The sequence below is a fragment of the Myxococcus sp. CA051A genome, from assembly GCF_013336705.1.
Taxonomy (GTDB): Bacteria; Myxococcota; Myxococcia; order Myxococcales; family Myxococcaceae; genus Myxococcus; species Myxococcus llanfairpwllgwyngyllgogerychwyrndrobwllllantysiliogogogochensis.
The window spans coordinates 456,694-478,469 of sequence record NZ_JABUMS010000002.1 but is presented as its reverse complement, the minus strand read 5'-3'; the positions used below and the strand labels follow the sequence as shown (position 1 = coordinate 478,469).

The 21,776-nt window shown below is 68.8% G+C and carries 26 protein-coding genes; 8 read left to right on the top strand and 18 right to left on the bottom strand.

What is annotated here, in order from left to right:
- Positions 1–35: 35 nt before the first annotated feature.
- The 10 genes from HUA74_RS07395 to HUA74_RS07350 form a co-directional block, all read right to left on the bottom strand.
- Positions 36–1,061: a cytochrome d ubiquinol oxidase subunit II gene (locus HUA74_RS07395; protein WP_174453962.1), complete on the bottom strand. Its 1,026-nt coding sequence runs from the start codon at positions 1,059–1,061 to the stop codon at positions 36–38.
- A complete protein-coding gene (locus HUA74_RS07390; RefSeq protein WP_174453961.1) occupies positions 1,051–2,403 on the bottom strand; it encodes a cytochrome ubiquinol oxidase subunit I in 1,353 nt (450 codons plus the stop codon). Before HUA74_RS07390 ends, HUA74_RS07395 begins: the two co-directional genes overlap by 11 nt.
- A gap of 39 nt (positions 2,404–2,442) precedes the next feature.
- The gene (locus tag HUA74_RS07385) at positions 2,443–2,952 is read right to left on the bottom strand and encodes a hypothetical protein (RefSeq protein WP_174453960.1); all 510 of its coding nucleotides are present in this window, start codon (positions 2,950–2,952) and stop codon (positions 2,443–2,445) included.
- Positions 2,949–3,353: a phage holin family protein gene (locus HUA74_RS07380; RefSeq protein WP_141643359.1), complete on the bottom strand. Its 405-nt coding sequence runs from the start codon at positions 3,351–3,353 to the stop codon at positions 2,949–2,951. The genes HUA74_RS07385 and HUA74_RS07380 overlap by 4 nt, the downstream gene beginning before the upstream one ends.
- 174 nt (positions 3,354–3,527) lie before the next feature.
- Entirely contained in the window at positions 3,528–4,556 is a 1,029-nt protein-coding gene (locus tag HUA74_RS07375) for an ADP-ribosylglycohydrolase family protein (protein WP_141643358.1), read from the bottom strand.
- Positions 4,557–4,967: 411 nt separating this feature from the next.
- Positions 4,968–5,228 (bottom strand): hypothetical protein, encoded by a 261-nt coding sequence (locus HUA74_RS07370; protein ID WP_174453959.1) that lies wholly within the window; start codon positions 5,226–5,228, stop codon positions 4,968–4,970.
- Positions 5,225–5,671: an Rrf2 family transcriptional regulator gene (locus HUA74_RS07365; RefSeq protein WP_141643356.1), complete on the bottom strand. Its 447-nt coding sequence runs from the start codon at positions 5,669–5,671 to the stop codon at positions 5,225–5,227. The genes HUA74_RS07370 and HUA74_RS07365 overlap by 4 nt, the downstream gene beginning before the upstream one ends.
- 2 nt (positions 5,672–5,673) lie before the next feature.
- Entirely contained in the window at positions 5,674–6,663 is a 990-nt protein-coding gene (locus HUA74_RS07360; protein WP_174453958.1) for an FAD-binding oxidoreductase, read from the bottom strand.
- Positions 6,664–6,680: 17 nt separating this feature from the next.
- Entirely contained in the window at positions 6,681–7,064 is a 384-nt protein-coding gene (locus HUA74_RS07355) for a group 1 truncated hemoglobin (protein ID WP_141643354.1), read from the bottom strand.
- Positions 7,065–7,204: 140 nt separating this feature from the next.
- Positions 7,205–7,810, bottom strand: a complete 606-nt coding sequence (locus HUA74_RS07350) for a flavin reductase family protein (RefSeq protein WP_246137229.1) — start codon at positions 7,808–7,810, stop codon at positions 7,205–7,207.
- A 173-nt stretch (positions 7,811–7,983) separates the two neighbouring features.
- Between HUA74_RS07350 and HUA74_RS07345 the strand changes: the two genes are divergently transcribed.
- Positions 7,984–8,661 carry a helix-turn-helix transcriptional regulator gene (locus tag HUA74_RS07345; protein WP_174453957.1) on the top strand — a complete coding sequence of 226 codons (678 nt, stop codon included), beginning with the start codon at positions 7,984–7,986 and terminating at the stop codon, positions 8,659–8,661.
- Between the two features lie 15 nt (positions 8,662–8,676).
- Here the strand turns inward: HUA74_RS07345 and HUA74_RS07340 are convergent, their stop codons facing one another.
- From HUA74_RS07340 to atpG, 5 genes are all read right to left on the bottom strand, one after another.
- Positions 8,677–9,084: a F0F1 ATP synthase subunit epsilon gene (locus HUA74_RS07340; RefSeq protein ID WP_141643351.1), complete on the bottom strand. Its 408-nt coding sequence runs from the start codon at positions 9,082–9,084 to the stop codon at positions 8,677–8,679.
- 22 nt (positions 9,085–9,106) lie between these two features.
- Positions 9,107–9,676 (bottom strand): hypothetical protein, encoded by a 570-nt coding sequence (locus tag HUA74_RS07335; protein ID WP_174453956.1) that lies wholly within the window; start codon positions 9,674–9,676, stop codon positions 9,107–9,109.
- Positions 9,677–9,707: 31 nt separating this feature from the next.
- On the bottom strand, positions 9,708–11,150 hold the full coding sequence (gene atpD, locus HUA74_RS07330) for a F0F1 ATP synthase subunit beta (RefSeq protein ID WP_174453955.1): 1,443 nt from the start codon (positions 11,148–11,150) through the stop codon (positions 9,708–9,710).
- Between the two features lie 176 nt (positions 11,151–11,326).
- Positions 11,327–12,124: a prohibitin family protein gene (locus HUA74_RS07325; protein WP_174453954.1), complete on the bottom strand. Its 798-nt coding sequence runs from the start codon at positions 12,122–12,124 to the stop codon at positions 11,327–11,329.
- 108 nt (positions 12,125–12,232) lie between these two features.
- Positions 12,233–13,114, bottom strand: coding sequence for an ATP synthase F1 subunit gamma (gene atpG / locus HUA74_RS07320; protein ID WP_174453953.1), 882 nt, complete (start codon positions 13,112–13,114; stop codon positions 12,233–12,235).
- Positions 13,115–13,291: 177 nt separating this feature from the next.
- Between atpG and HUA74_RS07315 the strand changes: the two genes are divergently transcribed.
- The 3 genes from HUA74_RS07315 to HUA74_RS07305 all read left to right on the top strand — a co-directional run bounded on the left by HUA74_RS07315 (position 13,292) and on the right by HUA74_RS07305 (position 14,858).
- Entirely contained in the window at positions 13,292–13,750 is a 459-nt protein-coding gene (locus tag HUA74_RS07315; RefSeq protein ID WP_371817206.1) for a response regulator, read from the top strand.
- Positions 13,751–13,828: 78 nt separating this feature from the next.
- Positions 13,829–14,476, top strand: coding sequence for a vancomycin high temperature exclusion protein (locus HUA74_RS07310; protein WP_174453952.1), 648 nt, complete (start codon positions 13,829–13,831; stop codon positions 14,474–14,476).
- 109 nt (positions 14,477–14,585) lie between these two features.
- The gene (locus tag HUA74_RS07305) at positions 14,586–14,858 is read left to right on the top strand and encodes a hypothetical protein (protein ID WP_141643344.1); all 273 of its coding nucleotides are present in this window, start codon (positions 14,586–14,588) and stop codon (positions 14,856–14,858) included.
- Between the two features lie 83 nt (positions 14,859–14,941).
- Here the strand turns inward: HUA74_RS07305 and HUA74_RS07300 are convergent, their stop codons facing one another.
- Both HUA74_RS07300 and HUA74_RS46600 read right to left on the bottom strand, forming a co-directional pair.
- The gene (locus tag HUA74_RS07300) at positions 14,942–15,265 is read right to left on the bottom strand and encodes an immunity 53 family protein (RefSeq protein ID WP_217443372.1); all 324 of its coding nucleotides are present in this window, start codon (positions 15,263–15,265) and stop codon (positions 14,942–14,944) included.
- 135 nt (positions 15,266–15,400) lie between these two features.
- Positions 15,401–17,116, bottom strand: a complete 1,716-nt coding sequence (locus HUA74_RS46600) for an SMI1/KNR4 family protein (RefSeq protein ID WP_174453951.1) — start codon at positions 17,114–17,116, stop codon at positions 15,401–15,403.
- 356 nt (positions 17,117–17,472) lie between these two features.
- Between HUA74_RS46600 and HUA74_RS07290 the strand changes: the two genes are divergently transcribed.
- On the top strand, positions 17,473–17,817 hold the full coding sequence (locus HUA74_RS07290; RefSeq protein WP_141643341.1) for a co-chaperone YbbN: 345 nt from the start codon (positions 17,473–17,475) through the stop codon (positions 17,815–17,817).
- A gap of 18 nt (positions 17,818–17,835) precedes the next feature.
- Here HUA74_RS07290 and HUA74_RS07285 read toward each other — a convergent pair whose 3' ends face one another.
- On the bottom strand, positions 17,836–18,186 hold the full coding sequence (locus HUA74_RS07285; protein ID WP_141643340.1) for a hypothetical protein: 351 nt from the start codon (positions 18,184–18,186) through the stop codon (positions 17,836–17,838).
- Positions 18,187–18,374: 188 nt separating this feature from the next.
- Between HUA74_RS07285 and HUA74_RS07280 the strand changes: the two genes are divergently transcribed.
- The 3 genes from HUA74_RS07280 to HUA74_RS07270 all read left to right on the top strand — a co-directional run bounded on the left by HUA74_RS07280 (position 18,375) and on the right by HUA74_RS07270 (position 21,759).
- Complete coding sequence (locus HUA74_RS07280) at positions 18,375–19,919, top strand: right-handed parallel beta-helix repeat-containing protein (protein WP_217443371.1); 1,545 nt, start codon at positions 18,375–18,377, stop codon at positions 19,917–19,919.
- Between the two features lie 893 nt (positions 19,920–20,812).
- Positions 20,813–21,391 (top strand): type 1 glutamine amidotransferase family protein, encoded by a 579-nt coding sequence (locus HUA74_RS07275; protein ID WP_174453950.1) that lies wholly within the window; start codon positions 20,813–20,815, stop codon positions 21,389–21,391.
- Between the two features lie 92 nt (positions 21,392–21,483).
- Entirely contained in the window at positions 21,484–21,759 is a 276-nt protein-coding gene (locus tag HUA74_RS07270; protein ID WP_174453949.1) for a hypothetical protein, read from the top strand.
- Positions 21,760–21,776 lie beyond the last annotated feature (17 nt).

Here is a 21,776-nt window from a genome sequence, read left to right as displayed (position 1 = left end):
GTCACATCCGGCGGAGTGTCTCCGCCCTGGACACATCAGCCGTGAGTGTCCGTCGTGGCCGAGCCCTCGGGCCTGGGGCGGAACACGCGGAACAGGAGCGCGATGGACGGAATCACCGTGAGCGCTCCCACCCCGAGCGCGATGAGCAGCAGGCGCTGCGTCGCGGGGCTCGCCGCCGCGCCTTGCAGCGTCACGTCCGGCACCACCAGATAGGGATACTGGGACGCCGCCCAGCCCAGGACGATGAGCCCGGCCTGGAACGCCGCCGCCAGCCGCGCCCACTGGAAGCGACGCGTCCACAACAAGGCGAAGGCCGTCACCGCCGCCGCCCCCGTCGCCGCATGCAACGCCAGCGCGAAGGGTGAGCGCGACAACCCCTCCCACACCCGGGGCGCTCCCTCGCGCGCGAGCAGCAACACGGCCACCGCCGCGACGAACACGGCCACCCCCGCGCCGAGCGCGCGCTTCCTGAAGTCCTCACGCAGCTCCGCTCCAGACGCCTCGTGGGTGAGGAACACCGCCGCCAGGAAGGCGAAGAGCGCCAGCGCCAGCACCCCCACCGCCCACGCGAAGGGCGACAGCCACGACGCGAAGAAGCCGCTCACCACCACCCTGCCCTCCACGCGGATGGAGCCGCTCGCCACCGCGCCCACGCACATGCCCAGCAGCAACGGCGCGACGACGCTCGCCGCGCTGAACACCAGGCCCCACTGCCGCTGCGCGGCGTCGCCCCGCATGTCGTACGTGCGGAAGGTGAAGGCCGCGCCCCGGAAGACGATGCCCAGGAGCAGCAATGTCAGCGGCACATGCAGCGCCACGCTCAGCGCCGCGAAGGCGCGAGGAAACCCCGCGAACAACAACACCACACCGACAATGAGCCAGATGTGATTCACCTCCCACACCGGGCCCATGGCGTGAGCGATGAGCGCCCGCTGCTCCGCCTTGCGCGGCCCGAAGGACAAGAGGTCCCACACCCCGCCGCCGAAGTCCGCGCCCCCAAACAACGCGTAGAGCACGAACGTCCCCGCCAACACGAAGCCCAGCACCGCGTCAGTGGACATGGGCCTCGCCTCCCTTCGCGTCAGGGCCCTTCGGCTCGCGGTCTGGCAGCGTGTCCGCCACCTGCCGCTTCAACAGCGCCACCACCACCACGCCCAGGAACACGTAGACGACGGTGAACGTCCAGAACGGCGCGGCCAGATGAGGCACCGGCGTCACCGCGTCCGCCGTGCGCATGACGCCCCGGACAATCCACGGCTGCCGCCCCCACTCGGTGACGAGCCACCCCGCCTCCAACGCCACCAGCCCGAGCGGCCCCGACACCAGCCACGCCCACATCATCTTCCGACCCGACGGCCACGCCTTCCTCCGCCACCGATACGCAAGCGTCACCAGCGCCAGCAACGCCATGGCACTGCCCGCGCCCACCATCACCTGGAAGGCGACGTGTACCTTCGCCACCGGCGGCCACGTGTCGCGTGGGAACTCGTTGAGCCCCTTCACCTCCGCGTTGGGGTCGCCAAACGCGAGGATGGACAGGCCGTTGGGGATGTCCAACGCATGGGAGACCGTGCCCGTCTCCACGTCGGGCAACCCGCCCAGGCGCAACGGCGCGCCGCGCTCCGTCTCGAACTGCCCCTCCATCGCGGCGAGCTTTATCGGCTGCGCCTTCGCCACATGCTTGGCGGACAAGTCGCCCACGACGGGCTGGAGCAGCGCGGTGACACACGCGAGCGGCAGCGCCACCGACAGCGCCTTGCGATGAAAGGCCGAGCCCGGGTGACGCAAGAGCACGAAGGCATGGATGCCCGCCATCGCGAACGCGCTCGCCTGATAGCAGGAGAGCAGCACGTGCGACGTCTGGGTGAGCCAGCCCGGGCTGAACATCGCCTTCAGCGGTTCGATATCCGTGGGCCCATGCGGCGTGGCCACGAAGCCCGACGGGTCATTCATGAACACGTTGACCAGCGTGACGAAGAACGCGCTGGCCGCGCCACTCACCGCCACCATGACACCGGAGAACAGGTGCAGCCCCGGCGACACCCGCTCGCGGCCGTACAGATAGATGCCCAGGAAGATGGCCTCGGTGAAGAACGCCACGCCCTCCAGACTGAAGGGCAGCCCAATCACCTCGCCGTACTGGCCCATGAACTCCGGCCACAGCAGGCCCAGTTCGAACGACAACACCGTGCCACTCACCGCGCCCACCGCGAAGAGGATGGCCGTCCCCTTCGCCAGCTTCTGGCTCAGCTTCCGGTAGTCGGAGTCTCCGGTGCGCCGCGCCTTCCAGTCACTCAGCACCATGAGGACTGGCAACGCCACGCCCGCCGCCGCGAACACGATGTGGAACGCGAGCGACAGGCCCATCTGCGCCCGCGCATAGAGCAGGTCCGTCATGAACATCAGAATACGTTATGCGTAATTGCCGCGCATTTAGAGATTCTACTCCTCCGGCGAAGCGGGGCTCGGAGCCTGACGGGCGGGCACGAGCGTCTTCACGGAGTTCTTCGCCACGGCGGTGGCCAGGGTGGTGGCGAAGATGAGGATGAGCTTGCGGCCCAGCTCGGCGCCCACCGGGCGTTGGTCCGCGCTGGAGGCCAGCTGGTCCGGGTGCGCCCATGCCCGCTGGAGCGCCTTCCGGCGCTTCTTGCGCAGCACTTCCCCCCGGTGGCGGGAGCGGTAGATGGCCAGGCCCACGCCCGCGCCCACCAGCACCATGGCCACGGCGCCCGCGGCCACCAGCGCGCCGGTGTGCTGCTTCACCTGATAGCGGACGTCGAGGGCGCGCCCGCGCCGCCGGTCCAGCTCCTCCAACGTCAGCAGGAGCTCATCCCGGATGCGGTCCGCCGTCTGCTCCACCTGCTCGCGGTCATCCATGCCACGGGTGATGCGGTGGTCGACGTGGCGCTGACGCTCCACCAGCTCGTTGCCCCCTCGGCCGTTGCCATTCATTGCAGCGTCTCCCGCGTGAGCTGGTAGTCGAGCTTCAAGCGCTCCTGGGTGTGGGTCAGCGGCTTCTTGGGCACGCGCTTGCTGCCCAGGAAGAGCATGCCTCCGGCGATGGCGAGCAACACCACGCCCACCAACAACACGCCCAGGGCGGCGCGCAGGGGCAGGGCCAGGCCCAGCGCCACGAAGAGCACGGCCAGGGACGTGAGGGCGAGCACGGCTCCCGCGCCAATGAGAATGCCCGCGGTGCGCGCGGCCTTCAGCTCGTCGCGAAGCTCCTTCTTGGCGTGCAGCACCTCGGCGCGCACCAACAGGCGTGTCTCCGCCAGGGCATGCCGGATGAGCTCCGCCGTGGAGAGCGACTCCAGTTGGCTGCGCTCCAGGCGTTCCGATTCGAGGTCCACGGCTCACGTCTCCCGCGCTCTGAGGAGGGGGACTCCCGGGTGCGCGCCCGTCCGCTCGGCCGGCACCTGGCCCCACTCCTCCGGACAAGGTGGGCAGGGCGGACGAGCGCGCAAAGCCCGCCTGGAAGTACAGGGCCGGCCCGCCTGGTCGCCTGCCTGGAGCGTGTCGATGGGCTAACGGCGACGCTGGTGGGCCAGGGCCGTGGCCAGCGTCTCGCGGACCTGATGGGCCCGGAACAGTCGGTCCGCGGTGTCCACCAGGTTGTCCACGTACAGCACCTGCTTGCGCAGCCGCGCGGGGAGCGCGCGCGTGCCCAGGTGCGCGCCCAGCAACGCGCCCGTCAGCGCCGCCGCGACGTCCGCTTCTCCACCGCAGCGCAGCACCAGCGCCACCGCCTCGCGGAAGTCGTGGGGCACCTTCAGCGCGGCGTACAGCGACGTCAGCAGCACGGGCACCACGTGCGAGGGCAGCCCGTCCACGCCCTTCAGCTCACTGGGAGGCACGCCCACCTTGCGCAGCTGCGTCAACGCGCGCGTGGTGTCCCACGTCAGGAGCCGGGGCAGGTGCCGCACTTCCTCGGCCAGCCCCTTGTCATGCACGGCCGCCGTCAGCGACAGCTGCTCGCAGAAGGCCGCGGGCGTCAGCGGCTCCTCCTCCATGCCCAGCGCGGCCGCCTGCGCGAAGGCGGCGGCGGCGGCGGCGCAGACCGGGTCCTTGTGGGTGATGACGGTGAGCACGCCCGCGTCGTGCGGCAGCCGCGCGCGCTGACCGCTCTCCAGCAGGCCCACCACCAGCGAGCGGCTGAGCACCGACGGGCAACGCGTGCCCAGGGGCGCGCCCGCGCTCATCCACGGCGTGCCGCTGGAGAGCCGCTGGAGCGACTCCGCGAGGCTGCGAGGCGGCTGGAGGATGATGCCCTCCTGCCACAGCCACGCCAGGTGCGCCGCCGCGCTGCGCCCGTCCACGCGGCCCTCGCGGATGACGCTCTCCGCCGCCGCCAGCAGCAACTGCGTGTCGTCGCTGAACTGGCCCTTGGCGAACTTGCCGCGCGGCCTGGGCGCGAAGTCCTCGGCGAGCCCCGGCAGCCGCGCGAGACTCGCGGGGGGGATTCCGCGCAGCGGAAAGCCGAGCGCATCCCCAATGGCGAGCCCCACGAACGCCGCATGGAACCTGTCCTGGCGCTCAGAGGGAGTCAGCGGCATGGAGTCGAGGAGATTAACCGAGGCTCAGGGCTGGACGGACAGGGAGAAGCGCGCGAATCGCGTGAAACGCGCACGGCTTCCGGTGAAATGACACGCGTGGGGACTTGACTCGCGAAGGAGGAGGCCACTCGCGTGTTTCACGCGAGCGAATTCCACGCCATACACCAGGACGCCCGCCGTCATCACCATCCACCCTCCTTGCCTCGTGCCCCCCGCCGTCGCACGCGGGGGTGGGCTGACTACCGCAACCAGCACGCGCGCGGCAAGCCCGAGCACCCGCATGCATTCGCGCACCTGCACACGTGTCCAACTCCGGAAGCTTTCGTGCCGCCACTCACACGGAGCGCATGGCGCACGAGGAACGCGCAGGTGGCAGCATCACGCGGGAGTCGGCACACGCGCCGTCACGCGTCACGCGTCGTCGCGGCCCAGGTTGACGACGGCCTGCAAGCGCGCCAGCACCGCCTCCGCGCCCTGGTGCAGGTGTGTCCCGTCCCAGAGTGCGGGTGTGGAGTGGCCGCCATGCAGCGTCCAGTCCAGTTCGGCTTCCGCGTACACGAGGTTGCGGAACACGACGCGGTCCTCCAGCGCGTGGTCGACGATGTAACGGCGCGCCGCGGCGGAGGGCTTGTCGGCGATGCGGTGGAACAGCTCGAGCGGGGCAGAGGTCATGGCGCCGTCACGGGGAGGAAGAGGTCGGCCAGGTCCTTGCGGGAGCGGCCGACCAGGTCCGCCAGTGTGTACCGGTCCAGCACCGCGAGGAAGGCCTCCCGCGCCTCCGCCAGCACGCCCTTGAGCCCACAGGCCGGGGCGATGGGGCACGTGTTGGTTTCACGGTTGAAGCACTCCACCAGTTCGAAGTCGGGCTCGGCCGCGCGCAGCACCTTGCCCACGGAGATGTCCTTGGTGGCGCGCGCCAGCGTCACGCCTCCGGAGCGCCCGGCTTTCACCTCCACGAAACCCTCGCCTGACAGCGTCTGCACCACCCGCACCAGGTGGTGCTTGGAGATGCCATATGCGTCCGCCAGCTCCTGCGTGGACGCGAGCCTTCCGGGGCGGGCGGCGAGGTAGAGCAGGACGCGCAGCGAGTAGTCGGCGTGGAGGGTGAGGTGCACGGTCAGCGGGCTCCGACGGCCTCCACCCTGGGGGCGCTCGGCAGGAAGGCATCCGCGTGGAGGTCCTTCAGCGAGAGCCCCGAGAGGAAGAGCTTCTTGCGCAGGGATAACACCAAATCGGAATCGCCGCAGAGCCACGCCCGGTAGCCCACGGGCTTCGGACACTCCGCGCGGATGAGCACGTCGAGCGCTCCCTCGGCCACGTCCCGGCTTCCTCCCGTCAGCACGCCAGGTCTGTAGTGGAAACCCACGTTGCGCGCGGCCAGCTCGCGCAGTTCGTCCGTGAGGTAGAGCCCCTCGGGCGTGCGCGCGCCGTGGAAGAGCCAGATGGGGCCGGTATGCCCCGCCTCCAGCGCGTCGCGCGCGATGCCGTAGAGGGGCGCCAATCCCGTGCCGGTGCCCGCCAGCAGCAGCGGCTGCTCGGGGCGACCGGGCACGTAGAAACAACTGCCCGCTGGCCCCTGCACCGCCATGGCGTCACCGACGCGCGCCTCCCGGACCAGCCAGCCGCTCATCGCGCCACCCGGCACCAGGCGCACGTGCAGCTCCAGCAGGCCCTCGCGCGGCAGGCTCGCCAGGGAGTAGCTGCGGGCCAGCCCATCCGCCCGCAACAGCGACACGTACTGCCCCGCCCGGTAATCAAAGGGCGAGTCCGTGGTCAGGCGCACGCGCAGCACGCTGGGGGACAAGCGGGACATGGACTCGATGCGCGCGGGCACGCGCAGCGCATCCGCGCCCGCCACCTCCAGCTCCGCGCCGGTGACGGGCCGGCAGACACAGGCGAGGAAGTAGCCTTGCGTGCGCAGCGTGTCCTTCAGCCCCGCGCGCGCGGCCTCCGGCACGTCACCGGACAGCGCGCGCATGAGGCAGGACTGGCACGCTCCCGCGCGGCACGCGTTCGGCACGGCCACCCCCTGCCGCAGGAGCCCGTCCAGCACGCTCTCCTCGGCCTCCAGCGGATACCACCGTGACTCGTGCTTCACCCTGGCCATGGCGCGCCTTTCGTCCTTCAGCGGTTCAGCACGTCCGCGCGAGCGCCCCCGGCGATGGCGAGCACCCGCTCCACCAGCGGCGCAGGAACGTTGAGTTCCTCCAGCGTCGCGCGCAGGTGCTCCACCACCGCGTCGAAGTGCACGTCGTTCAGCCCGCGCTTCACCAGGGGCGCATGGCCGGCGCGCATGTCCTTGCCCGTGTAGTTCGAGGGCCCGCCCGTCACCATCGTCAGGAACGCCTTCTGCTTCGCGGACTGGCGCTCCATGTCCACGTCCTCGAAGAAGTGGCTGATGCGGTCGTCCGACAGCACCTTCCGGTAGAACACGTCCACCGCCGCCGCCATCGCCGGCTCTCCGCCAATCTGCTCGTAAACGCTCTTCTCCTGCGCCGCCGTGCTCATCGCGTCCGCTCCTTCCGCCCCATCCGGGCTTAAAGATGCATTTCAAATGCATCGATTCGGGCGTAAGGTCAACTACAGCAGGACAAGGAGCGCGAATCGCGGGAATCAGTCGGGGCCTCCGGGCCACCGTCGTGCGGTGGTCATGTCTCCGCGCGGAAGTTGCGGCCCATTCCCGCGCCCGTGCCGACGTAGTGGCGGAACACGTAGAGCAGGGGTTGCCAGCGCTCCACGTCGATGTGCTGCGTGCCCGGCACGGTGACGGACTCGTGCGCGTGCACGCGGGTGACGCGCAGCTCGGCGATGACGAAGGAGGGCTCGGGGGCCTCGGGCGTGGGGCTGGAGCGGCGCGCGGACAGCAGCACGGCCTCGAGCTGCAAGGGACACTCTGCGACGCGGGGTGGAGCGACGGTGTCGGAGGGCAACGGCGTGAGGCCCGCGCGCTCGAACTTGCGAGGCTCGTGCTGATAGCCCTGCGCGCGCTTCGAGTCCGGAACGGGGAAGCGGCCCGTGGTGGGCGCCAGGCGCTCGACCTGAGGCCACAGGGACGCGGAGGGCAGGTTCACCACGGCCTCGCGCGTGCGCTCCAGGTTCGCCAGGCCCTGGCCCAGCCCACCCAGTCCAAGCACCAGCCTGTCATCGAGTGCCCACGCGGAGGACAGCGGCGTCAGGTTGGGTGAGCCGTCTTCTTGAAGGGTGCTCAGGAGCGCCACTGGCGTTCCGAAGTAGAGGATGCGGGGCGCAATCACGCGGTGTCTCGTCGGCTCGGTCATGCCCGCATCCCTAGGGCACGGGTGGCTCGAAACGCTTCGGTGCTTGCCGAGACGTCCGCGTGCCGCCCGGCCACACACGCAAGCCCCCGCCCGAGATAGTTCGGCGCGCGCCGAAACGTCCTCGTAGGCTTGGCCCTCAAGCTCTCGCCATGCCCCACCCCATCGACCTCGCCCTCACGGCTTCACTCATCGGCGACGCCACGCGCGCGGGCATGCTCTCGCGCCTCCTCGAAGGACCCGCGAGGACCGCGGGCGAGCTCGCACGGGAAGCGGGCATCTCCCCGCAGACGGCGAGCGGGCACCTCGCGAAACTCCTGGAGGGAAACCTGGTCCGCGTGGAGGTGCAGGGCCGCCACCGCTACTACCGGCTCGCCAGCGCCGACGTCGCGCGCGCCCTTGAAGCGCTCAGCCTGCTCGTCCCCACGCGCGTCGCCACCGTGCGCGTACCAGAGCCGCTGCGCTTCGCGCGCACCTGTTACGACCACCTGGCGGGCACGCTGGGCGTGGCGCTGGCCGAGGGCCTGGAGAAGCGCGGCCTCTTGGAGTCCGGCGAGGACAGCTACGCCCTCACCCCGGAGGGCACACGCTTCGTGGCGAAGTGGGGCGTGGATACACAGACACTGTCACAGGGCCGCCGCGCCTTCGCGCGCCGCTGCCTGGACTGGAGCGAGCGCCGCGCCCACGTGGGTGGGGCGCTGGGCGCCGCGCTGGCGGAGCGCCTGTTCGCGCTGCGCTGGATTGCACGCCGGCCCGAGGGCCGCGGAGTGCGGCTCACCGTCGAGGGCCGGCGGGGCTTCGAGAAGTCGCTGGGGCTGTCCTGGCCGTGAGGCCCGGAGACTGACTCAGGCCCGAGCGTTCGCGGCGCCGATACGAGCCGCCTCGCGACGCACGGTGGCCTGCTCCAGCTCGTAGCGCGCGTCCTCGGAGGACAGGCCCTTCAGGCGCTCCTGCGCCTCGGACAGGCGCTTGCGCGCGCCCTCCACGTCGATGCCGGACACGTGCTCGGCGGCGTCCGCCAGCACGAGCACCTTGTCGTTGGCCACTTCCACGAAGCCGCCCGCGACGAAGTACGCGTCACGCTTGCCCGCGTCGATGAGCGTCAGCGAGCCCGGCTCCATCAGCGACAGGAAGGGGGTGTGCCCCGGCCGCACGCCAAACAGGCCCTTGCCGCCGGGCACGATGGCCTCGTCGGCCTGCACCGACAGGATGCGCTTCTCGGGGGTGACAATCTCCACAGTCAGCTTGGCCATGAGGCTCCTCGCACTACCCAAATCAGAAATGGAGCTGCTGGGTGCTGCCACCCACCGGCTCGAACTCCACCACCCCGGCGTCCGTCAACCGAGGCCCCTTGCCGGGGATGCCGAGCGTGCCCTCCAGCCACTTCAAGTGGTGGGTCATCTGGCGCACCTCGGTGAGCTGCCGCGCGGGGACCAGGTCCGTCAGTCGCCGCTCCAGGACTCGCTGACCGTCGCGGCCATACTGCCCCGCCACCAGCACGTTCGTGGCCCAGCCCGGAGGTCCCTTGGGCTTCTTCGCCTTGCCCCGCTTCGGCGCCGGCTCCGGCTTCGTCTTCCCCTTCTCCACCAGGGGCCACACCACCCAGACGCGCTCGCCGTCGTTGGAGACGAAGTAGTAGTCGTCCACCGTCCCCAGGCACTGCTCCAGCTGCCAGACGGGTCCGCTCTCCTTCGTCACCTCGAGCCGGCACTTGCCCGGGCCCGCGTCCACCATGCGCACGCTGTACAAGCCGTTGGCGCTCACCCGGGCCCGTCCCTTTCGCTCCTCCGCCAGGGCGGGGAGCGACAGAACACAGAGGAACAGGGCGAGCGCCGCGTGACGCATGGTCACCTCGGAAAGCGGGTTTGAACCGAGTCTACGCCGCCTGCTTGATCGCGTTCTCGACGACTTCGCTGATGGTGCCCGCCATGTAGAAGGCGCCCTCGGGGATTTCGTCGTGCTTGCCCTCGGCGATCTCCTTGAAGCCCTGGATGGTGTCCTGGAGCTTCACGTACCGGCCTTCCTTGCCGGTGAAGACCTGGGCGACGAAGAACGGCTGGGACAGGAACTTCTGAATCTTGCGGGCGCGCGCCACCACCAGCTTGTCGTCCTCGGAGAGCTCGTCCATGCCGAGGATGGCGATGATGTCCTGCAGCTCCTTGTACCGCTGGAGGATGCCCTGGACCTTGCGGGCCACCGCGTAGTGCTCCTGGCCGATGATGCCCGGGTCCAGGATGCGGCTGGTGGAGTCGAGCGGGTCCACGGCGGGGAAGATGGCGAGCTCCGCGATGGAGCGGTTGAGCACCGTCGTCGCGTCCAGGTGGGCGAACGCGGTGGCGGGCGCCGGGTCCGTCAGGTCGTCGGCGGGCACGTAGATGGCCTGCACGGACGTGATGGAGCCCTTGGTGGTGGAGGTGATGCGCTCCTGCAGGCTGCCCATCTCCGTGGCGAGCGTGGGCTGGTAACCCACGGCGCTGGGGATGCGGCCCAGGAGGGCGGACACTTCCGAGCCGGCCTGGGTGAAGCGGAAGATGTTGTCCACGAAGAGGAGCACGTCACGGCCCTCCACGTCGCGGAAGTACTCCGCCATGGTCAGCGCGGAGAGGGCCACGCGGGCGCGGGCACCGGGCGGCTCGTTCATCTGGCCGTACACGAGGACGGCCTGGCTGGCCTCCAGGTTGTCGGTCTTGATGACGCCCGTGTCCTGCATCTCGTGGTACAGGTCGTTGCCCTCGCGGGTGCGCTCGCCCACGCCGGCGAACACGGAGAAGCCGCCGCGCTCGATGGCGACGTTGCGGATGAGCTCCTGCAGGAGCACCGTCTTGCCCACGCCGGCGCCGCCGAACAGGCCAATCTTGCCGCCACGGGTGTAGGGGGCGAGCAGGTCGATGACCTTGATGCCGGTCTCGAACATCTGCACGCGCACGTCCTGCTCCGTGAACGCGGGGGGCGCGCGGTGGATGGGCCAGTACTCCTGCGCCTTCACCGGACCCATCTCATCCACCGGCTCACCGGTGACGTTCAGGATGCGGCCCAGGGTGGCCTTGCCGACCGGAACCTGGATGGGGCCGCCCGTGTTGCGAACGGCAGTGCCACGCGCCAGACCCTCGGTGGAGTCCATGGCGATGGTGCGCACCGTGTTCTCGCCCAGATGCTGCGCCACTTCCAGGGTGAGGTTCTCCTGCTCCGGCCCCAGGTTCGCGTTCGTCACCTTGAGGGCGACGTAGACCTCGGGAAGACCGCCCGGCGGGAACTCGACGTCGACCACGGGGCCGAGAACCTGGATGATTTTGCCTGCCGTAGGAACTTGAGCGCTCATGGGATGTCGTCTGCCTCGTGAGGGGGAGCGGCCGGCGCCGTGCCCGTCATCAAATTTCGGCCCGGATATGAGGGCGGTGCCCCTTTACCGGGGGCCTCCCCCAGAATCAAGCCTCCCGGGGACCTGACCGGTAAGTCCCGCTTAGCGGATCCACGCCCCCGGCGCCAACCCCCCGGCTACTTCCCGTCCACCTGGTAGACGAGCGGCAGGTTGCCCTTCGAGCCGCCGCCCACGACGACGACCTTGGCGTTGGGGCTGGAGGCGAGCTTCTCCGTGGCCTCGATGCCCTTGAAGCGCAGGTACTCCTCGGTGAGGCCCTGGCGGACGATGTTCTGGTACTTGGCGATGCCCTCGGCTTCGATCTGCCGGCGCTCGGCCTCCTGGCGCTCCTTGTCCAGGGTGAAGCGCATCTTCTGGCTGCGCTGCTCCTCGGCGAGCTTGTCCGCGATGGCCTCCCGGATGGCGGCCGGCAGCGTGACGTCCCGGACGAGGATGGCCTCCACGACGACGTGCTTGCCCTGCAGGGCCCGGGTCACCTCGTCCTGGATCTCCTTTTCAATCTGCTCGCGCTTGGTGGAGTAGATCTCCTCTGGCGCGTAGCGGCCGAACACCTTGCGCGCCTCCGAGCGGGCGATGGGGGCGATGAGGATGTCCGCGTAGCGGGGGCCCGTCTGCGTGTGCAGCTCGAAGAGCTTCGCCGGGTCCACCCGGTAGCGCACGCTGGAGTCCACCTTCAGGTCCAGGCCGTTGTTGGACAGCACGCTCAGCTCGTCCTTCATCTCCTGGACGCGCAAATCGTAGGTGATGAGCGACTTGCCCGGCCTGAGCACATGCAGCCCTTCCCCATAGGGCTCACGCTGGGTGCCGCTGCCGAACGAGTCGAAGCCGATGCCCCCGTGGCCGCTGGACACCGTCTCGCACGCACACCCACTGATGCACAGCAGTCCCAGCACCACCCACAGTCGCTGCTTCACGCGGCCCTCCTCGCGCGAGCCCTCACGCGCTCGTGGAGACCCTTAAACGCGAAGGGCCCGCACCCAAAAATGGGGCGGGCCCGAGGCTTGCGCGACAGGAGGCGGGAGCTACTTGAGCGCCTCGGCGCCGGAGACGATTTCCATCAGCTCCTTGGTGATGACCGCCTGACGGGTGCGGTTGTAGGTGAGCGTCAGGCTGGAAATCATGTCCGAGGCGTTGGAGGTGGCGTTCTCCATGGCGCTCATGCGGGCGCCATGCTCGCTGGCGACGCTCTCCAACAGGGCGCGGTAGACCTTGATGTTGACGGCCTGGGGGACCAACCGGTCCAGCACCGCCTGGCGGTCCGGCTCGTACTTGAAGTCCACCATCGCGGTGGCGCCCTCGGAGGGAGGCGCTTCGGCGCCGAGCGTCTGCAGCGGCAGCAGCTGGGCGACGACGACCTTCTGGTTAATCGCGCTGATGAACTCGTTGTAGACGATGTGGACCGCGTCCACCTCGCCGTTGAGGAAGCTGGCGACGAGCTCCTCGGCCACTTCCGCGGCGGCGCGGTAGTTCAGCCGCTGGTACAGCCCACCGAAGTCCTTGCGGATGGTCTGGTTGCGGTTGCGGAAGAAGTCGTTGCCCTTGCGGCCCACCGTGGAGACCTGGATGCGCTCCAGCGCGGTGTTCTCGTAGATGAAGCGGTTGGCGCGGCGGGTGATGTTGGAGTTGAAGCCGCCCGCGAGGCCGCGGTCCGACGTCAGCGTCACCAGCTCCACGCGCTTGACCGGGCGGGCCACCAGCAGCGGATGGGTGAGGTTGTCGTCACCGGAGCGCGCCGTCAGGTCCGAGATGATCTGGTCCAGCATCGACGCGTACGGACGGGCGGCGAGGATGGCGTCCTGCGCCTTTCGCAGCTTCGCGGCGGAGACCATCTTCATGGCCTTGGTGATCTGCCGCGTGTTCTTCACCGAGCGGATGCGCTTGCGAATGTCGCGAAGGGACGCCATGGGACGGAGGACTCCTGTGGGACGTTCTGCCCAGGTGCGCCCGGGTGGGAGCAAGGCAGTCTGACGGCGGGGCCCCCTATATAAGCGGGCCGCAAGCCGGTCAACGGCAGTCCTGCCGGGGCTTTCCGGACACGTGGCCCGGGGGCTGCCGGGCGGGCGACCCTGGGGCTGTCGGAGGTGAGCAGACCCCTTACCTTCCAGGGCATGGCCTCAGCCGTCGCCGCCGCTGGACCCCTGCTCATCGTCGAGGACGACGTGGATATCCGCGAGGCGCTCCAGACCTACCTGGAGCTCCAAGGCTACGAGGTCCGCGTCGCGGGCGACGGCCGGGAGGCGCTGGCGCACCTGGGGGCCCTGCCCCCTCCCTCGCTCATCCTGCTGGACATGGGGCTGCCGGTCCTGGACGGCCATCGGGTGCTGACGGCGCGCGGGACGGACCCGGCGCTCGCGCGGGTGCCGGTGGTCATCCTGTCGGCGGAGACGGCGGACATGAGCCCCCGCGACAGGGCGGTGTACGCGGCGAGCCAGGGCGTGGCGGCCTTCCTGCCCAAGCCGGTGGACCCCAAGCGGCTCCTGGAGACGCTGCGGCGACTGTTGCCAGGGTTGGCCGCCCCCCAGGCGGACGCACCGGTTTGACGCGGGAGGTCCACACGGGGCTTTGCGAGGGCGGTCGGCCGTAACACAATGGCGCCTGGTGCGGTGGTTCCTGGGTCCATGAAGCCAACCCGAGCGAGCGGTATCTGGGCGCGCAGGGCCCTCTTTCTCCTGCTCGCGGGCACGGTGGGCCTGCTCGTCACCTCGTACCTCGTGCGGGTGAGCTACGAGGAGCGCATCGTGTCCCTGGCGCAGGCGCCCACAGCGCCGGTGGCGCTCGTCTTCGGCGCGGGGCTGGCGCCGGGCGCGGTGCCCTCTCCAGTGCTCGCCCAGCGGTTGGACATGGCGATGGCGCTGTGGCGCGAGGGCAAGGTGCGCGCGGTGCTGGTGAGCGGGGACGAGGTGCAGCCCTTCCACCACGAGACGCGGGCCATGCGGCGCTACCTCCTGGAGCGCGGCGTGCCGGAGTCCGCGGTGCTGGGCGACGAGGCGGGGCTGTCCACCTACGACAGCTGCCTGCGGGCGCGCGGCGTGTTCGGGGCGAGTCAGGCGTTGCTCGTCACCCAGCGCTTCCATCTGCCTCGGGCGCTGTTCATCGCCAACTCGGTGGGCATCGACGCGTGGGGCGTGGCGGCGGACGAGGGGCGGTCGACACCCTGGCGCTACACCGTGCGCGAGACGCTGTCGCGCGTGCTGGCGCTGGGCATGGTGCTGCTGAAGGTGGAGCCCGTCTACCCCACGGGCCGCGCGGCGTTCCCGAAGGGCTGAGCCGCCGAACCCGGCAGGCGGGCGGGCGGCGCGAATTGCGGCGGCCCGCGTGGGTTCTCATTGTTGAGGTACGGCGGTTCGGCCCACCCCGCTTGAGCGAGGAGACACCATGCGATTCAAGAAGCTCGGTTCGGAGGACGTGGGCGAGTCCACTTCGTTGCGTCACGTGAACCAGGACACCGGCGAGGAGGAGATCAACATCTCCGACCAGGACCTGGCGGCGACTCCCCCGTTGGAGGAGGAGCCGGACTTCCGAGACATCCTGCCGGATCAGATTCACGAGTTCCGCCGGGGTGACGAGGAGGCGGAGGAAGTGGAGCTGACGGCCCAGCCCGAGGAGCGCTTGCGCCCCGCGCGCAGGGACCAGCTCCCGGAGAGCTAGCGCTTCGGCGCCCACCGGTTGGAAGGTCGAGGCCGGACTGATGAGGTCCGGCCCGCCCGCGCCCCCTGGGGTTTCTCGTGGACTCACGGCTCGCGCAGAGCGCTTCCGCCCGCGAACTTCTCGTGCCACGTCTGGAAGAGGCCCAGAATCTCCCTCAGGTTCGAGGCTCCACCAAACCCCTCGAAGACGTCGGCACGCACTCGGCAGCGGACCCAATCCTCGTCCGTTCGATCAATCGTCACTTCCTCGAAGGCGACCCCCGACAACTCCGTCTGGATCAGATCGACGTAGACCAACCACCCTGGATTATCGAGGTTCTCAATCCGAACACCGTACTGGTGCTCCCACTCTCCATTGGAGTGATTGGCAAGCCAGGCTTCCAGCGCGCGTAGAGCATCCATCGTCATGTTCTCCTCCCAGGAGTTCGTTTGACGATGAGGAACGGCGAGACCTCGTCAGGCTGACATTGACGGTCTTCTTGCATCGCGCCGCGAGGCGGCCCCTCCTCGAACAAAGGGGCCGCGCATGGACGCGTCGAGGGCCTACTTCCTCGACTTGGCCTTCTTGACGGCGCCCTTCTTGGCTGCCGCCTTCTTCGCTGGAGCTTTCCCCGCGACGACCTTCTTGCCCCCCGCCTTCTGGGTGGCGACCTTCTTCGCGGGGGCCTTCTTCGCGGCTGACTTCACAGGCGCCTTCTTCGCAGCCGACTTCTTCGCGGTGGGCTTCGCAGGAGACTTCTTCGCGGTGCCCTTCTTCGCGGCTGACTTCGCAGGGGACTTCTTCGCTGCGGCCTTCGTCGCGGCAGGCTTCGCAGGCGCCTTCTTCGCGACGGGCGTCGCAGCCGTCTTCTTCACGGGGGCATTCTTCAAGGCGGGCGTCGCAGCAGCCTTCTTCGAGGAGGGCGTCCCAGCGACCTTCTTCGAGGAGGGCGTCCCAGCGACCTTCTTCGCAGCGGGCGTCGCAGCAGCATTCTTCGCAGCGGCCTTCGTCGCGGAGGGCGTCGCGGCGGCCTTCGTCGCGGCGGCCTTCGTCGCGGAGGGCGTCGCGGCGGCCTTCGTCGCGGCGGCCTTCTTCACGGCGGCCTTGCTTGCGGTGCTGGGCGCGCCAACCGCTGGCGTATCGGCCTTCTTCACGATGGCTTCACGGGGCTTCGTCGCCGTATCCACCTTCGCCGCCGGAGCCACAGCCGACTTCTTCGCCGCCGCCTCCGCGAGCAGCGCCGGCACATCGCTCGTCGCGGGTGCCAACGCCAGTGGCGTGGCCACCTTCTTCGCCTTGGCCTTCTTCGCTGTCGGTTCCGCCTGGGGCGCGCTCACCGGCTTTGCCTCAGCGGGCGTCGCGGCCACCTGAGGCTTCGCCTTCTTCGCGGCGGGCTCGGCAGGAGCCTTCGGTGCCGGTGCCTCGGCCGCCTTCTTCTTGGGCGCCTCCTTCTTCTCGGGCCCCAGCTCCTTGCGCAGCGCCTCCTGCATCGTCGGACGCACGAAGAGTTCCACCTGCTTCACCGCCACCTTCGACGGAGCCTTCCTCCCACCGCCGTCCTTCGTGCCAGCCTTTCCGAACCCGGCGGTCTCGGCGCCCTTCCGGCCTCGTGACGCGTCGTCGTCGTACTCGTAGGCCAGCTCGCGCTGAGCGCCCTCGTCCTCCTCTTCTTCGGCCTCGACGAGCACCTCCTGCGTGACGGACTCCTCCTCCGTCTCCTCTTCGTCGTCCACCCCGACGCCAGAGAGCGCGCCCTGGAGCACCGCGTTCAGCGCGCGCGCGAAAGTGCGCTCACCGAAGCTCTCGACCTCCGCCGGAGGCACGAGCACGTCGAGCATCTCCTTCAGCGTGCGGTACAGCCGCATCTCGCGCTTCTCGCCCTCCCAGGTGCCGAAAATCCATTCCTCGTCACCCAGCGCCTGGACCCAACCCGGCAGGGGTCCACCACCATCGCCCTGCTCCACCATGGCCGACTTGCGCGCGGAGAACAGGTGCCGGTGGGCCCCCTTCATTCCAATGCGCCACACACCCGCCGCCGGAAGGCCCTCCAGCTTCAACCGCGTCTTCTCCAACACGCTCGCGGAGCCCTCGGGCCCGTGCAGCGGGAAGAGACTCACGTCCCCGTGAAACTCGCCCCCGTTGAAGGACAGGTACAGGTGGCCGAGGTCCTCGGGGAATGGAACGCCACACTCCGTCTCCGCCCACCGGACCTCATCCGCGGACACACCCGATGACGCTGCCTTCGCCGACTTCCGCAGTGCCTGCAACCACTCGTGCATGACCCCTCCACGACACAACCATTGCCACAACCTTACGGCGGCTGTGCGTCCCGCGCAGTGCGCCTGTTGGGCTTTTGATGGCCCCCCGCACGGAATGATCCAGCCCCCGAGGTAGGGCCACCCGAGCCCTCCCCGACCTATCACGACAACGCCGGGCCAGGGCTCCATCCATCCCCTTGCTCGGGAGGAGGACCCGCCACCGACCCAGAAGGGCCCGGGCCTCGCGCCCCCTCCACTCCAGGCCAGACAGGCCTCTTTCCGCTGATCCACGACCGCGCGGAACGGGTTCCCCGGGGACCCGCCACCCGGGCCGAGCCCGGCTTGAAGCCGGCAGAGCGACCCGTTAGGCAAGGGGCATGGCACATCCCGTGAGCTATGAGGGGACGGCGGAGAACTTCGACCAGCTGGTCATGGAGCCGAAGGGCGAGCTGGTGGTGGTGGACTTCTGGGGTGACGGCTGCCCGAACTGCGAAATCTACGCGGCGGCCGAGCCCATGCTCCTCTCGGAGTTGGACGGCGCACCGATGCGCGTCGTGAAAGTGAACGCATACCAGCACGAGACGCTGGCCCACCGCTTCGGCCTCTACGGCATCCCCACGTTCCTGCTGTTCCGCGAGGGGAAGCTCATCGGGAAGATGAGCCAGTACTACGGCAAGGAATACTGGCTCGGCGTCGTCCGCGACCACCTGCCGACGGCGTAGCACTCCAGGGCGCCGTGCTCAGCCCACCTGGGTGAGCCGACCGCCCTCCGGCGGACTCGCGGCGGACACCACGGCATCGGCGGCGCGGCGCGTGTTGGCCTCGATGGCGACCTGACACAGCGCCGTCTGCGCCTGGAGCTGGAGGACGAAGGCCCGCGACCTCGCCGAGCGGACCCCCAGCGCCATCCCGATGAAGCCGAGGACCACGGCCCCTATCGGCCCGCTCTTCATCGCCGCGTCGAGCACCGCGCCAGCGACTCCTCCTCCGACAAAACCAGCCAGGCCCCACGCGAAGACCATGCCTCGTGCCTGGTCATAGAGCGCCTGCGCATGGGCGCGAATGATTTCCGGGTCGTATCTGACAGTCATTGCTTCCCCACGGGTCGAGACCTGCGAATGCAGGCCCCTGGAAAGCTTCCACAAGACTCCCGGGAGGGACCTACCTCCCCAGGGGTATGGACAGCAGCGCGTCCATCCTTCGGGGCAACGAGGTTGATGTGGGGCAGGGCCGTTACAACCATGAACCCTCGCGGTGGCAGGGCACGAGGGGGACGGACATGACGAAGCATCGATGGGGGCAAATACTTACGCATCTGGCCTGCATGACATGGCTATGCGGCGGCGCGCTGGGTTGCGGCACGAGCCAGCCCGAGGCATACGAGGACGGCGCATCGTCGGACAGGGTGGGGACTCAGACCGCGAGGCAGGCACCCATCTTCACGGAAGACCTCTTCTACGACCACTGTCCGAGGGGGACGCAGGCGCAAGGTCCCACCATCCATGTCGCGAAGACCGGCCCACGAGACCCCACGAAGCCTCTGGGGTCCAACGAGAATCCCTACTCCACCATCATGGCGGCGGTGAAGGTCGCCCGGCCGGGAAACGTCATCGTGGTGAGAGCAGGTGACTACAACGAGCAGGTCGCCATCACCGCTCCGAAGGGGGCTCGACCAGGCACCGCCGACGCTCCCATCGTCCTGAGGGGTGAGCAGGCCGCGCGTCCTCGCATCCTGCCAGCGGCCACCAACGTCGGCAGCCTGGTCATGGTGAGCCAGCCGTACTGGATCGTCCAGTTCTTCGAGGTGGACGTCCAAAGCAGACCGTCGTTCGCCGTGCTCTTCGAGACCAACACGACCTGCTCCCAACTCCGCGACTCGAAGTTGCACGGAGGCCGGGCCGGCGGCGGCGTCATCGCCAGCTACGCGGAGTTCGTCCTCTTCGACCACAACGAGATCTACGACTTCTCCAAGACGAACACGGACTCGCACGGCGTGGCGATCCGAGGCGTGTCCCGCAACATCTTCATCGTGGAGAACGACATCCACGACGTTTCGGGCGACGGGGTGCAGTGTCAGCCGAATGGCGGCCGGCCCGCCATCATCCTCGTCGAGAGGAATCGACTGCATGCCACGGGGGAGAACGGCGTCGACGTCAAGGCCTGCGATGACCTCCTGCTGCACAGGAACATCATCTACGACCTCCCGAACATCACCCGCTTTCCCTGGCAGGCGAACACGTCCGCCGCCGAAGGCGTGCTGATTCACGAGGACGCGACGAACATCCAGATTCTGGACAATGAAATCTACCAAGCGGGCCGGGGCATCTCCATTGGCGGGAACAACGTCATCGACCATCCCACCAACGTGCTGATTGAAAGCAACTACATCCACGACATCTACAACTATGCGTCGCGCACCAATGGACAGGGCATCCGCATCGTGAAGGGTGAAGGGGTACACATCATCAGCAACACCATCGAGCGGACCGCCGACGCGGGACTCCGACTCGCAGCGGACGAACCCAACGTCGTGTTTGGCCTCATTGTCTATGACAACGTCCTGCGCGACATGCGGCTGTTCGTGCGCCTGGGGCGGCCGGAGCACCGGCCCGGCATGGGAATGGACCGCAACCGCTATTTGGGACCCATTGGAGTCTTCACCCTCTCAGGTGCCCTGTGGGAGGGGACCCATGCCCAGTGGCTCAGCGCACTGGCCCCCTCCTACCTGGACCAGTTCTCAGTGAGAGTCCTCGTGCCCTCACGGGCAATCACCGAGCCAGGGCTCACGGAAGCACCCTCCCCGAGGTCGACGCCCGCGCCGTAGCGGGTTACCGCATCACACGCACCCCGCCGGAAGGAGCCACAGGGTTTCCGGCGGAGCCGTGCGTTCGCATTGGGCGCGGCGCGGCATGCGGGAATCCCTATCCATGACCCATCACCATGGACGGACCCCATGCAACTCATTGACTCCGGCAATCACTTACATGCATGACATATTGCCTTCGCCGGAACTCCGTGGCTTACTGGCTTTGCGTCTGATGGGCTCTTCCGAACCCAGACGCCAAAGAAAGCGGAGACAATCATGTTCATCGCAGGACTGCGGCGTTGTGCGCTGTTGGCTGGAATCGTGGCATTGACCGCGTGCGGAGGTCCGCTCCCGGAGGAGCAGGCTCCCGTCGAGGCCACGCCCGGCGAGGAAATCAGTATGGAGGCCGTGACCGAGGGCGGCGAGGTCGAGGCCATGGCCTGCAATCTCGTCAAAGAGCCCTGTTCGCCCAACCTTCGGACCTGTGGCATCCGCTGCTGCGATGGAACCCTCATCCGGGCTCCGAACACGGCATGCGGCGACTGCGAGCCCCTTGCAAACGAAGTCTGCCTCTTTCGCGGCGGCCCATGGCACCTCCGCTGGACGGACCAGTAAGGGACGCGGCGCACGAACGGACTCTGTCCATTCGTGCGGCGGGCACTACATCGAAAAGTCATTGACTCAACCAATGACTCTCATTCTTCAACTCATCGCCCGCCAACAGGCGGCCGCGAACCGTCTTCCCTTACCCTGAGTGGAACGACTCCGGCCTGACTGAAATCCGTATTACTTTGAACTCCGGGGCGAAGACCCCCGCCGCTGCTTTGTCCTGGCGGTGGGGGCCTTCTCTCGTCTGGAGCGTCGCGCCCACTTTCCCTATCCTCGGGGCTCATTCAACGAGGAGCACGCTGTTGGCCCGTATCGCATTCGTCGTGGTGGAGCCGTTCGCCGACTGGGAGCCCGCGCTGCTGGCGGCGGGGGCGCGCGAGGACTTCGGTGACACGGTGTCGTGGTTGTCGCCAGGGGGACGCCCGGTTTCATCGATTGGCGGAATGACCATCCAGGTCCACGGCGCGCTCGAGGACTTCTCTCCCAACCAGGCCGATGCGCTCGTGCTGATTGGGTCCTCGCTCTGGATGACGCCCGAGAGCCCCGACCTCACGCCCGTGCTCCGGCGCGCGGCGGACGCGGGCCTCGTCGTCGCCGGAATCTGCGGTGCGACGCTCGCGCTGGCCCGGGCCGGCCTGCTCGATGACCGCGCACACACCAGCAACGCCCTCGACTTCCTCCAGCAACACGTCCCGGCCTACAACGGTGTCGCGCACTATCGACCCGGGCCGCGCGCGGTGCGCGACGGACGCGTCATCACCGCGTCCGGCTCGGCGCCCGCGAGCTTCGCCCTGGAAGTGCTCGGCGCCCTGCATCCCGAGGCCACCAAGCCCCTGGCCGAGTTCCTCACGGAGTTCGGGCGCGAGCACCAGCCCACCTGAGCCTTCGCGCCCTCGGTGCGAGCCCAGGGCGCCCCTCACGTGTGCTTCAATGACGGGAGCGCCAGTCCTCCCGCCGCCCCTCGAGGCAGACGATGAACCTCATCGAGCCCGTCATCTTCACCGCTGCGGCCCTCTTCGGAGTGGCGGGTGCCGTGTGGGGCATCACTTCGGCCCCCATCTGGGGACTCGAGGGCTTCGTCGGCGCCGCCGTGCGTGGGCTCGGTGGCTTCGTCGGCGGATTCATCGGAGGGGGCATCTCTTTCGCCGCGGTGCTCTTCGCCCTGGGTGCCCTGCTCGTCCTCAGGGACAAGGCACGCCAGAAGCGGCAGGGGCACCTGAAGGGGTCGGACCCGGCTCCCCCGCCCTGAAACCGCGTAGGGTGCTC

Excerpts from the sequence above, each read along its gene's own strand:
- HUA74_RS07340 (WP_141643351.1), bottom strand. The coding sequence starts at position 9,084 with ATGGCCAAGCTGACTGTGGAGATTGTCACCCCCGAGAAGCGCATCCTG.
- HUA74_RS07270 (WP_174453949.1), top strand. The coding sequence starts at position 21,484 with ATGAACCTCATCGAGCCCGTCATCTTCACCGCTGCGGCCCTCTTCGGA.
- HUA74_RS07385 (WP_174453960.1), bottom strand. The coding sequence starts at position 2,952 with ATGAATGGCAACGGCCGAGGGGGCAACGAGCTGGTGGAGCGTCAGCGC.
- HUA74_RS07285 (WP_141643340.1), bottom strand. The coding sequence starts at position 18,186 with ATGACTGTCAGATACGACCCGGAAATCATTCGCGCCCATGCGCAGGCG.
- HUA74_RS07305 (WP_141643344.1), top strand. The coding sequence starts at position 14,586 with ATGCGATTCAAGAAGCTCGGTTCGGAGGACGTGGGCGAGTCCACTTCG.
- HUA74_RS07280 (WP_217443371.1), top strand. The coding sequence starts at position 18,375 with ATGACGAAGCATCGATGGGGGCAAATACTTACGCATCTGGCCTGCATG.
- HUA74_RS07370 (WP_174453959.1), bottom strand. The coding sequence starts at position 5,228 with ATGACCTCTGCCCCGCTCGAGCTGTTCCACCGCATCGCCGACAAGCCC.
- HUA74_RS07375 (WP_141643358.1), bottom strand. The coding sequence starts at position 4,556 with ATGCCGCTGACTCCCTCTGAGCGCCAGGACAGGTTCCATGCGGCGTTC.
- atpD (WP_174453955.1), bottom strand. The coding sequence starts at position 11,150 with ATGAGCGCTCAAGTTCCTACGGCAGGCAAAATCATCCAGGTTCTCGGC.
- HUA74_RS07395 (WP_174453962.1), bottom strand. The coding sequence starts at position 1,061 with ATGTCCACTGACGCGGTGCTGGGCTTCGTGTTGGCGGGGACGTTCGTG.
- HUA74_RS07345 (WP_174453957.1), top strand. The coding sequence starts at position 7,984 with ATGCCCCACCCCATCGACCTCGCCCTCACGGCTTCACTCATCGGCGAC.
- HUA74_RS07335 (WP_174453956.1), bottom strand. The coding sequence starts at position 9,676 with ATGCGTCACGCGGCGCTCGCCCTGTTCCTCTGTGTTCTGTCGCTCCCC.
- HUA74_RS07360 (WP_174453958.1), bottom strand. The coding sequence starts at position 6,663 with ATGGCCAGGGTGAAGCACGAGTCACGGTGGTATCCGCTGGAGGCCGAG.
- HUA74_RS46600 (WP_174453951.1), bottom strand. The coding sequence starts at position 17,116 with ATGCACGAGTGGTTGCAGGCACTGCGGAAGTCGGCGAAGGCAGCGTCA.
- HUA74_RS07290 (WP_141643341.1), top strand. The coding sequence starts at position 17,473 with ATGGCACATCCCGTGAGCTATGAGGGGACGGCGGAGAACTTCGACCAG.
- HUA74_RS07310 (WP_174453952.1), top strand. The coding sequence starts at position 13,829 with ATGAAGCCAACCCGAGCGAGCGGTATCTGGGCGCGCAGGGCCCTCTTT.
- HUA74_RS07355 (WP_141643354.1), bottom strand. The coding sequence starts at position 7,064 with ATGAGCACGGCGGCGCAGGAGAAGAGCGTTTACGAGCAGATTGGCGGA.
- HUA74_RS07390 (WP_174453961.1), bottom strand. The coding sequence starts at position 2,403 with ATGTTCATGACGGACCTGCTCTATGCGCGGGCGCAGATGGGCCTGTCG.
- atpG (WP_174453953.1), bottom strand. The coding sequence starts at position 13,114 with ATGGCGTCCCTTCGCGACATTCGCAAGCGCATCCGCTCGGTGAAGAAC.
- HUA74_RS07300 (WP_217443372.1), bottom strand. The coding sequence starts at position 15,265 with ATGACGATGGATGCTCTACGCGCGCTGGAAGCCTGGCTTGCCAATCAC.